The organism is Nodosilinea sp. LEGE 07088 (assembly GCF_015207395.1).
GTDB lineage: Bacteria > Cyanobacteriota > Cyanobacteriia > Phormidesmidales > Phormidesmidaceae > Nodosilinea.
The window spans coordinates 69,989-76,875 of sequence record NZ_JADEWX010000008.1; the positions used below are offsets into that span (position 1 = coordinate 69,989).

The 6,887-nt window shown below is 58.3% G+C and carries 7 protein-coding genes; 4 read left to right on the forward strand and 3 right to left on the reverse strand.

The window, feature by feature from the left end; genetic code table 11:
- The first annotated feature begins 42 nt into the window (after positions 1–42).
- Positions 43–543 (forward strand): HNH endonuclease, encoded by a 501-nt coding sequence (locus tag IQ254_RS03885; RefSeq protein WP_193964575.1) that lies wholly within the window; start codon positions 43–45, stop codon positions 541–543.
- A 49-nt stretch (positions 544–592) separates the two neighbouring features.
- Here the strand turns inward: IQ254_RS03885 and IQ254_RS03890 are convergent, their stop codons facing one another.
- A complete protein-coding gene (locus IQ254_RS03890; RefSeq protein WP_193964577.1) occupies positions 593–784 on the reverse strand; it encodes a hypothetical protein in 192 nt (63 codons plus the stop codon).
- Between the two features lie 14 nt (positions 785–798).
- Between IQ254_RS03890 and IQ254_RS03895 the strand changes: the two genes are divergently transcribed.
- Positions 799–1,995: a bifunctional oligoribonuclease/PAP phosphatase NrnA gene (locus tag IQ254_RS03895; protein WP_228040102.1), complete on the forward strand. Its 1,197-nt coding sequence runs from the start codon at positions 799–801 to the stop codon at positions 1,993–1,995.
- Positions 1,996–2,174: 179 nt separating this feature from the next.
- Positions 2,175–2,336 (forward strand): hypothetical protein, encoded by a 162-nt coding sequence (locus IQ254_RS03900; protein WP_193964578.1) that lies wholly within the window; start codon positions 2,175–2,177, stop codon positions 2,334–2,336.
- Positions 2,337–2,567: 231 nt separating this feature from the next.
- Here IQ254_RS03900 and IQ254_RS03905 read toward each other — a convergent pair whose 3' ends face one another.
- Positions 2,568–2,792: a hypothetical protein gene (locus IQ254_RS03905; RefSeq protein ID WP_193964580.1), complete on the reverse strand. Its 225-nt coding sequence runs from the start codon at positions 2,790–2,792 to the stop codon at positions 2,568–2,570.
- Between the two features lie 347 nt (positions 2,793–3,139).
- On the opposite strand from IQ254_RS03905, the gene IQ254_RS03910 reads away from it, so the two are divergent.
- Entirely contained in the window at positions 3,140–5,449 is a 2,310-nt protein-coding gene (locus tag IQ254_RS03910) for an FdhF/YdeP family oxidoreductase (RefSeq protein WP_228040104.1), read from the forward strand.
- Positions 5,450–5,451: 2 nt separating this feature from the next.
- Here the strand turns inward: IQ254_RS03910 and IQ254_RS03915 are convergent, their stop codons facing one another.
- Positions 5,452–6,843, reverse strand: a complete 1,392-nt coding sequence (locus IQ254_RS03915) for an efflux RND transporter periplasmic adaptor subunit (RefSeq protein ID WP_193964582.1) — start codon at positions 6,841–6,843, stop codon at positions 5,452–5,454.
- Positions 6,844–6,887: the final 44 nt, after the last annotated feature.

The following is a 6,887-nucleotide window of genomic DNA, read 5'->3' on the forward strand; positions in this document are numbered from 1 at the left end:
CCATCGGGCTAATATTCTTTAGGCAATTAACTACGCATAGGAATGGGTAAGGTTCTGGTGCTAAATGCCTCCTATGAACCGCTCAACATTACGAGCTGGCGTCGTGCTGTTGTGCTCATTATTAAGGGTAAGGCTGAGCGAGTTGAGCACAACGGCAAGCTTGTCTATGCCGACTTCCCGCTGCCGACGGTGATTCGTCTGCGCCACTATGTGCGAGTGCCTTACAAAGATATTCCCCTCACTCGACGCAACTTGCTGCAACGCGACAACCACACCTGCCAGTACTGCGGCTATAGCGGCGATGGCCTCACCCTTGACCATGTGCTGCCGCGATCGCGGGGTGGCGGCGACAGTTGGGAAAACATGGTCGCGGCCTGCGTGCGCTGCAATGTTAAGAAGGGTAGCCGCACCCCACGGGAAGCCAATATGCTGCTGTCTGGTCAACCTCGTAAGCCCCATAGCAGCCTCTACTTTGAGGTAACGCGGCAAATCCACAGCGGTGTCCACCAAGAGTGGAAAAAGTACGTGATCGGCATTTCTTGATGAGGCGAGGGCGTTGTCGCCAGCTCTACCCAATGATACTGGCGGTTCTTCAGCAATTTGCAATAATAATCATAGATATAGCCGTCGCGGCGTCGCGCCCATGATAGTCACAGTTGGCAGGCGCGGTCGTGGTGAATAGGTTTCCTGAGACCGCCGCGCCTGCGGTCAGGCCAGCTGCCGCCGCCGCGCTCATCAGTAGGCTGAGGATAGCGTAGCCATGGTAGAGAAGGCGCGCTGTCATAGAAAGGAATGCCAATGACCACCTTATATCCAACCTCTGAGGCCGCCGAATCAGCCCTTGCCCATGGCAACAGGACGGTTGGCAGCGGGCAAGCCGATGACGGCACAGACGATCCGGTTCAGGCCGTCCGCCGACTGCTAGAGGCTCACCGTCAAGATAAGCAGCTGGTGCTGCTCCAGGATTTCCCTGACCCCGATGCGCTATCGTCAGCCTGGGCCTACAAGCTCATCGCGGCGAGCTACAAAATTGACTGCGACATTGTCTACGCGGGTACCCTGAGCCACCAGGAAAATATTGCCCTGGTGCGGCTCACAGGCCTGCCTGCTCGCCGCTGGATGAATGCCGCCGACAATGCTCACCTGGCCGATTACCAGGGCTTGGTGCTCGTCGATAACCAGGGCACGACTAGCCAGTTGTATGAACCGCTACGGGAGGCCGGTCTGCCCTTGATATTGGTGATTGACCACCACTCCCCCCAGTCCAAGCTCGATGCCGAATACGTCGATCTGCGGCCCCACATTCGAGCGACGGCGACGATTTTGACCCAATATCTCCAGCAGGGGCTGCTCCAGCTCGATCGCAACGACACCAAGCACACCAAGTGCGCCACGGCTCTCATGCACGGCCTGCGCGCCGATACCAGCCAGCTGATGCAAGCTGCCGCCAGCGAGTTCCTGGCGGCAGCCTACCTGAGCCAGTTTTACGACGCCCAGTTGCTCAGTGCGGTACTGCACGCGTCGCGCTCCAAGCGCGTGATGGATGTAATCGAGCGATCGCTGCGCAACCGCAAAGTACAAAATAATGTCTCCATCGCTGGCGTCGGCTATCTGCGCTACGACGATCGCGACGCCATTCCCCAGGCGGCAGACTTTCTCGTCACCGAAGATAACGTGCACACCGCTGTGGTCTATGGCATTGTCCACGATGAAGATGAAGAGCGCGAGGTGGTGATTGGCTCACTGCGCACCAGCAAAATCACCCTCGACCCCGACGAATTTATTAAAGAAGCCTTTGGCCAAGACAGTGAAGGCCGGTTCTTTGGCGGTGGGCGATCGATGGCCGGCGGGTTTGAAATTCCGGTGGGCTTTTTGTCGGGCTTCTACGAAAACTCTGAGTACAACCGCCACAAGTGGGATGTATTCGATACCCAAATCAAACAAAAGCTGTGGCGACTGGTTGACCCCGAAGAAGGCATCATCAACACCGATTGAAGCGCCTAGAACGCCGGTACAGAGACCCGGTTTCTCGGCCAGAATGCCAGTCATGCCGTTAGGGCAGTGACCAAGAAACCGAATTTTTAGCCATACTCAGTAGATCGCAAAAGTTCTCAAGAGAGAGTATTGCCTCAAGGAAAGGGGTAGGGTCAGGCTAGCCGAATAAAAGAATAGCCATGACGACCTATCCATCTTCAGTATCCTCCGCCCCAGCCCTCGCGGATGAGACCACGTTGCAGGTCGCGCTCAAGTGCCTGCTCGAGTTCATTCCCCTCGAAACCCAAGGGGCCTATCCACTGGCGACCCTCTACTCTGTGCTGCTGTGGGCGGCGATATGACTCTTGCAATTTTAGCGGAACCTGCTCCTTTAACTATCAATCCTGATGGCGCTCTAGACTGCCAAAGGGGCAGACAGTAAAAAACGGGGGCACCCGGATGGTGGCGCGGTGATATTGAATCAGAATGACCTATCGAGTACGGGGTTAGGTTAAACAGATAGGAGACTAACGTGACAGTGGGCATTGGGTGGTTGCCTTCGGCCAGGCTTTGCCAACGCAACTCGACTCAACCTACAGGCTGTAAGCAGTGGATACAAAGGCTGGAGGCAAAACATTTCTAGGGGTGCAAATACCATCCAGACACTGATACTGAGCCAGCGCCGCCTCGGGAGTAGGCAGAAACTCTTTGATCTTGAAGAGATATTCACTGTAGTCGGCCATGTCATCTAGCCCTACCGCCGTCAGGCAGAACTCAAGAGTCAGCCATAGCGCTGTTTTCAAAAATAGAGATTGCATGCAAACCTCCTGTGGCTTTTGTAGAACCGCCTTATCTCCAGCATCAGGTCGTTTGCTGAATGGCCTATGGGATGAGCGTTAGCCTGACCCATAAAGCTTTGTGTATAAACGTAACTTATTATTACAATCAATCCTATTTATGTGTGTCCCCCTCAGGTCGGATTACCGCCTTGTGAGGTTCGGGGGAATGACCGAGAGTATGTTTTGCAGTTGTCCAGGGTCAAACCGTGCAACGGCGCAACACCTCCCAGGAGTCTTCTCTAAAATTCTCTATCGTTGGGCTGACGGCCTTACACCCGGTGCCCTCGCTATAGTGAGGGTATAGCGGCTGTTGCGAGGCTTCGACGATGACCCAGTTTGATCAACCTGAAAGCCAACCGCCCCTCTCAACCACCCGCGACGACAATCGCACCTCTGCCGCTATTGACACTGCCGCTGACCATACCCCTGCGATCGGCGGCGGCCTGCCGGTCATCCAATACTGGGCCGAGAAAACCCTATCGCCCCAGGGGCCGCAGATTTGGAAAAAGCTATTTCACAAAAGCGCCTGCCTCTCCTGTGCCTGGGGCACAGGCGGGCAAAAGGGCGGCTTTGCCAACGAGCTAGAAGAACCCCTCCAGCGCTGCATGAAAAGCGTGCAGGCTATTTCATCAGAACTGCAGCCAGGCCTCAGCGATCATTTCTTCGATCGCCATACCCTCTCCGAACTCCAGCAGCTCACTTCCCGCGAGGCCGATCGCCTGGGTCGGCTCAGCTTTCCGGTCATTCGTCGGGCTGGGTCTGACCACTATGAGCGCATTTCCTGGGAGGAGATCTATCAGCTCACTGCCGCCGCCTTTGCCCTGCCGCCAGAGCGGGTGGCCTCCTACAGTTCGGGGCGATCGTCTAACGAGGCGGCTTACCTGCTGCAACTGATGGTGCGCGCCCTGGGGTCGAACAACCTGGCTGACTGTTCTGACCTCTGCCACGCTCCGTCTACCGTCAGCCTCAACCAGGTCTTTGGCACTGGTACTTCGCTGGTCAGCCTGGAGAGTTTGCGCCAGGCCGACTGCGTGGTGCTGGTGGGGTCAAACGCCCCGGCCAACCATCCCCGGCTGATGAATGAGCTGATTGAACTGCGCGATCGCGGCGGCAAAGTCTTAGTCATCAACCCCGTTAAAGAGGTAGGTCTGGTCAAGTTTGGCTCCCCGGCCCATCCGCTCCGGTTGGTGCAGGGTGAGGAGATTTCATCGCTGTTTTTGCAGCCCATTCCGGGCAGCGACCTGGCCCTGTTTGTCGGCATTCAAAAGGTGCTGCTAGAGCGGGGTTGGGTGCAGTATGAGTATTTGAAGACGTACACCGAGAACTGGCAGGCAGTGATTGATCAGGTGAATGTCACCGATTGGGAGGCGATCACCACCACCTGCGGCCTATCCCAAGACGAGATCGCCGCCGCTGCGACGATGATTCACGGTTCTGCACGGGTCGTTTTTGCCTGGGCCATGGGCATCACCCACCAGGCCAACAGTGTTGACAACATCTTCAGCATCGCCAACACCGCCCTGATGACCGGCAACGTGGGCAAACCCGGCGCCGGCATGATGCCCATTCGCGGCCACTCCAACGTGCAGGGCTTTGGCTCCATGGGGGTGACGGCCCACCTCAAAGACAAAATTCGCGCAGCGCTGGAGCAGCTGCTGGGCAAATCTCTTCAGCGGGAACCGGGCTACGATGCCCGCGCCCTGATTGAAGCCGCCGATCGCGGCCAGGTGGATACCCTGCTGTGCCTGGGGGGCAACCTCTACGGGGCAAATCCTGATTCAACCCAGGCCAAGCGCGCCCTTGGCAATATCGACACAATTATCTATCTGGCGACCAAACCCAATCAGGGCCATTTCCATGGGTTGGCCCACCAGAACACGATCATTGTGCCGGTCTACGCCCGATTCGAAAACCCCCACCGCACCACCGTGGAGTCGGGCAACAACTTCGTGCGGCTAAATGACCCCGGCAAAACCCACCTGAGCGATGCTGACCTGGTTTCGGAAGTGGAATTTTTGACAGAACTGGCCCACCACATCCATGGCGACCAGCCGATCGACTGGCGCAAACTGCAAGACACTCGCTACGTGCGCCAGCTGATCGCCCAGACCATTCCTGGCTACGAAAAAATTGGCGATATTGACGATACCCAAACCGAATTCACCATCGCGGGGCGCATTTTTCTGGAACCGAAGTTCCCAACTCCTTCAGGCAAGGCCGAGATGCAGCCCACCCCGCTACCGACCCTGACCCTACCCACCTCAGAAGATTTTGGGCTGTCAGATGCGGAGCATTCTGTCTTGGTGCTGGCCCTAATTACCGGGCGCAGCTACGGCCAGCACAACACCGTGGTCTATAAAGAGTACGACCAGTACCGGGGCATGCCCCACCGCCACTGCATTTTGATGAACCCCGCCGATGCCCAGCAGGCAGGCTTTGCCGAACACCAGCGGGTTAGCGTGCGCGGCGATGCCGGGCAACTCGACGGCATTGAGATTATCTACGGGGAGGTGCGATCGGGCGCGGCGCTGATGTTTTACCCCGAGGCGAATGTGCTGATGAAAGCGCGGATTGAGCCCAGGGCGGGTACACCGGCTTACAAACGGGTGCCTGTAGCGGTATTTGCTGGGGCTTAGACTTAACGCCCTTTAACCCTGACCTCGGCCTCGATTTGGTCACCGGGGTACAAAATCACCTGCTCGCCCTCTGTTAACCCCGATTTGACTACGGCAGCAAAATCGCTGCGGGGGCCAATCGCTACCTGCCGCCGCTGGGCGCGGCCTTGATCATCTACAAAGGCGCACCAGTCAGGGTCACAGCGAAATAGGGCACTAATGGGCACGGTCAATACATCCTCGCTCTGCCAGACCACAATGTGGGCATCGACCCGAAAGCCATCGCCCAGGGGCACATCGGCATCAACAAAGTCGGCAATCACGTTGACCCGCTGTTCATCGACCCCCAGGGCTGAGACCTCGGTGAAGGCTGAGGGTTCTACCTGGCGCACGGTAGCTTGTAGGGTTTCGTCACCGCCCCAGCGATCGAGGTTGATAAAATCGCCGGGCGACACCCGAACGGCGTCGGTGGAAAGAATATCGATCACCAGCTCCAAACCATTGGGATCGCCCACCGTTAGCAGAGGTGTACCGGCGGCGACAAACCGGGCGCTAGGTTCTAGAATGCTCAACACCTGGCCCGCGGCTGGCGCAGTGATGGTGGTGCGGCGAGCGTCGTCGGCCAGGTTGGCGAGTTCAGCGTCGATGGCGGCAATTTCGGCTCGGTAGACAGCTTCTAAATAGTCAGGATCTCGCTGTTCGGCGGTGAGTACCGCCAGGTTGGCCTGGGCGGCGCGAATGTCTGACTGGGCCACGGTGACCTGTTGGCGGGCTGTGGCCAGAGCCTGCCGTCGCTGGGTGACCTGCAGTTCCTGAGCTTCTAGATTTTGGCGAGGAATCGCCCCCTGGGTATAGAGGGTGGCGGTGCGATCGCGATCGCGCTCAGCCTGCGCCCAGGCTGCTTCGGCCTCGGTGACCTGGGCCTGGGCCTGGGCCAGCTGAGCCTGGGCGGCTCCAATGCGGGTTTCCGCCTGGCGCAGGGCTTCGGGCTTGGGCCGCTGGGTTTCGACCCCGGCTAGCTGGGCCTGGAGGGCGCGGCGGCGAGCCTGGGCGGCTTCGACCTGGTTGGTCAAGGGCAGCGGGTCGAGCCGGGCTACGGTGTCTCCGGCGGCGATCGCGTCTCCCTCGGTCAGGTCAATGCGCTGCAACTTGCCATCCACCGGGGCAGCCACCACGTAGCGATCGCGCACCCGCGTTTGACCCTCAGCGCTGACGGTAACCTGCAAAGCGCCCCGTTCTACGGTGGCTAAATCTACCGCAATTGGCTGAGGTCTAAAGGCATAGACTACCAGCCCGGCGACCCCAACTCCTCCCAAAACGTACAGCCACCGCCGCCACCGCCGCTTTTGCCCCGGCAATGATTCAACCCGCTGCTCTACCGTCCGTTGGTTATTTGTCGAGTCAGTACTAGTCATCGGTTCACCCTACTCACGCTAAACCCACCCTTCACCCTTCACTC

Excerpts from the sequence above, each read along its gene's own strand:
- IQ254_RS03885 (WP_193964575.1), top strand. The coding sequence starts at position 43 with ATGGGTAAGGTTCTGGTGCTAAATGCCTCCTATGAACCGCTCAACATT.
- IQ254_RS03890 (WP_193964577.1), bottom strand. The coding sequence starts at position 784 with ATGACAGCGCGCCTTCTCTACCATGGCTACGCTATCCTCAGCCTACTG.
- IQ254_RS03895 (WP_228040102.1), top strand. The coding sequence starts at position 799 with ATGACCACCTTATATCCAACCTCTGAGGCCGCCGAATCAGCCCTTGCC.
- IQ254_RS03900 (WP_193964578.1), top strand. The coding sequence starts at position 2,175 with ATGACGACCTATCCATCTTCAGTATCCTCCGCCCCAGCCCTCGCGGAT.
- IQ254_RS03905 (WP_193964580.1), bottom strand. The coding sequence starts at position 2,792 with ATGCAATCTCTATTTTTGAAAACAGCGCTATGGCTGACTCTTGAGTTC.
- IQ254_RS03910 (WP_228040104.1), top strand. The coding sequence starts at position 3,140 with ATGACCCAGTTTGATCAACCTGAAAGCCAACCGCCCCTCTCAACCACC.
- IQ254_RS03915 (WP_193964582.1), bottom strand. The coding sequence starts at position 6,843 with ATGACTAGTACTGACTCGACAAATAACCAACGGACGGTAGAGCAGCGG.